2 protein-coding genes are annotated in these 2,754 nt (G+C 38.5%); one reads left to right on the forward strand and one right to left on the reverse strand.

What is annotated here, in order from left to right; translation table 11 throughout:
- Nucleotides 1-214: helix-turn-helix domain-containing protein (locus tag AKL11_RS23600; protein ID WP_172807365.1), on the reverse strand; the 214-nt coding region annotated here is incomplete at its 3' end.
- Between the two features lie 66 nt (nt 215-280).
- On the opposite strand from AKL11_RS23600, the gene AKL11_RS23605 reads away from it, so the two are divergent.
- Nucleotides 281-2,176, forward strand: coding sequence for an NB-ARC domain-containing protein (locus AKL11_RS23605; protein ID WP_095210655.1), 1,896 nt, complete (start codon nt 281-283; stop codon nt 2,174-2,176).
- Nucleotides 2,177-2,754 lie beyond the last annotated feature (578 nt).

The raw sequence follows: 2,754 nt of genomic DNA on the forward strand, positions 1-2,754 counted from the left end.
AACCTTCAGCTACATAACGAACTCGCCAACGGCTTACTTGTCCCCGTTCGATATTTAATGCTTCCGCAATTTCAAGATTGGTTTTTCCATCTGCATCCAAAAGAATAATTTTAGAACGACGGGCAATGCGTACAGAGCTTTTATTTGACGACGATAGACGTTTTAGTAGTTTTTGTTCCTGTTCACTCAGGCTTATCTTGGCTGCGACTCTCATAGATAGTATCCGTCCTTAGATGCTCTTACCTATAATGGCACAGCGAGATTATTTATGTTGTATTAAATGCAGCTCACTACACTAGATGAAGACCCAAGCTTTGTACTCAACTTGGAAATTGCCACTTACGATGAAGATGAATGTATAAGCCATAACCTACCAATTCCAGACTTCGATGAAACTGGTCTTATTGGCCGAGGTGAAGAAGTAGAAAAAGTTAAACAGCTTTGCCTAGGTGGCTTTCCTGTCATATCTATAGTCGGTGAAGGTGGTGTCGGAAAGTCAGCATTGGCTCTCAAAGTAGCATATGAGCTAATTGACAGTAATTCACCTTTTGATGCTGTAGTTTGGGTTACCTCTAAAACTACAAAAATAACTTTAAATGAAATTAAAAATATTAAAGGTGCCATAGATAACTCTCTTGGAGTAATTCAAGAAATTGGAAAAAAAATAGTAGGTGAAGAATTCAGTCACAACAATTTAAACGAAGTAATTGAATACTTATCAATATTTAAAATCGCACTATTTATTGACAACCTTGAAACGATTTTAGATGACAACATTAGACAATTCGTTGGAGCACTTCCCCAAGGAAGCAAAATAATAATAACATCAAGAATTGGACTAGGGGCATATGAATACCCAATTAAACTTCAAGGTATAGGTGAGTCTTATGCTTCTCAATTATTGCGGACAGTTGCAAAAATAAGGGGCGTAGATACTCTGCATAGACTTGACGAAAAAATTCTTCGTAATTATGTCAATAGGATGCACAGGAATCCCAGCTATATAAAATGGTTTGTAAGCTCAGTTCAAACAGGAATAAGTCCAGAAGGAGTGCTGCAAAATTCGGATAATTTCTTAAATTTCTGCATGTCAAATGTTTATGAATTCCTTTCAGGGGATGCACAAAAACTCACCAAATCAATGCAGTGTGCACAGGGACTGAAAGATATACCAGAGCTTTCGTACCTCAACGACTTTGATGCAATTCAGTCTCAAAAAGCCATTCAAGAACTTATGGCAACAAATATGTTAGCCCAGTCATCAATTGCTAAAGGTGCAAGTGTTAAAACTACATACCAACTTTCTGAGTTGGCTCGCTCATATCTTGGAAAACATCATAAACCATCAAAAACATTCCAAAATACAATAAGAGATAAAAGAAATAAACTGAACTCAATGTTTGAAGCTCAGATGAGTAGAAGAACAGGTAATAAATACTCTGCAAGAAATATTCAATTCAGAGATAAATCTGACAGAGTCATTGCAAGAAAACTTTATGACGCACAAAATCACATTTCGAAAGGTGAGCATGACCTAGCGTATGAGATTTTAAAAGAATCTCAACACATGGCACCTGATTATTTTGAAGTGGCTAGATTTATGGCTTATTTTCATCAGAAGAGTGGTAATTTCTCTGACGCAAGAGAGCAGTACGAACTTGCAATAGTTCTTTCACCAAACACATCTCAGCTTCATTATTGGTTTGGAAAGTTCCTACTTCACTCAGAAGAAAATGTTGATGATGCTGTTGAGCAGTTTGAAATCGCACATAAAATTGACAACCAATCGATTGATGTATCATTGTCTCTGGCTAGAGGGTATCTATTTCAGCATCAATTTGAGGGTGCGCAAATAATTCTGAGTGGCCTAGTGCCTAGAATTTATAGCGCAGACAGCCATCAATTAAAGATGTACCTTGATACAGATATTCAAGTTTCATATCGGAAGGCAGATGACTACTCCAAAAATGGAGATTATGAAAACTCCATTCTTTACATGGAAGAAATGCGCGATAAATTTGAGGCGTTAGAAGGTGCACATAAAGATAGACATATAAGAGCCAAACTAAACAAATGCTCTTATACAATTAACAAAATTGCTAAGAATAATGAATCTTCTTTGAAGGAGAGGGCCCTAGTAATACAGGACTGGATTCAAGAGGAAAGTTCAATCTAAAATGCAGCTAACAAGTGGGTCCAGGTGACGCCTACGGCGCACCTGACCTAGGCGTTAGCTGCTGTGTTTCTACCAGAGGTTGCAAACCTGAGAATTTGTTAGCGTTGCGAGCTTTTTTGTTCTTTTTCTGTCGAAAAGGTCAGAGGAAATCAGTAAGCTTCGTTGTGCAAGCTGGCGTGAGAGTTTTGTCGTTTATTCCTTCTTTTATGCCAGCGTCAAAATCGTCGTTTGCTGTTGCTTGTTTCAAAGCTGGCAAGTGCTAACGTACAAGTTTTCTTTTACAGCGCCAGCAGAAAAATCGGTTTCCTTTCCATCTTTTCTATCGGTCAGTTGGTGGGGTTTTCTCTGATTTTCTGTAGCGTGCAAAGTTTCCGGTTTGTGCTAGGTCAGAAAAAATTAGATTGTCGTAAACTTCAAGTAGTCAAACCTTTTGGTTCAAACTGGTTTGCGGTATTTTGGTTCCGCGTGGTTTGCAGCGGCGTGCAAAATCTCTGGTGGTAAATCTTCTGGTTTTTACTCTGTCGCCAGCCGTACGCGCTTCAGGTTTTCGTCACAGTTCAACCATTTTACGGGCTTAC

It is taken from the genome of Endozoicomonas ascidiicola (genome assembly GCF_001646945.1).
GTDB lineage: Bacteria > Pseudomonadota > Gammaproteobacteria > Pseudomonadales > Endozoicomonadaceae > Endozoicomonas > Endozoicomonas ascidiicola.